Annotated in this window: 1 pseudogene; it reads right to left on the reverse strand. The window is 58.9% G+C overall.

The features are described 5' to 3' along the window. Nucleotides 1–258 (reverse strand): annotated as a pseudogene (locus tag SCA31_RS24205) (hypothetical protein); the annotation flags it as partial.

Genomic DNA, 258 nt, shown 5'->3' on the forward strand with positions numbered 1-258 from the left:
GGTTGATGGCGTTGTGGAAGGCCAACTGCGAAGCGTAAACGCTGGTGACGATCAGGACATACATCACCACCTCTGCCCAAGGACCCACATAGTGGTTGATGGTGGCGAAGAACATTCCGTCCGAGAGCTCTCCAGCGGCTTCGACCACACCGCCGTCACCGTAAGCCTGAACCACGGTCCATACGATGAAGGCGTAGAAGACCGACATGAAACCGACGGCGATGTAGGTGGCGCGCGGAACGGACCGGTCCGGATTCC

Source organism: Chryseobacterium sp. SIMBA_028, assembly GCF_046535285.1.
In the GTDB taxonomy this organism is placed as follows: Bacteria; Bacteroidota; Bacteroidia; order Flavobacteriales; family Weeksellaceae; genus Chryseobacterium.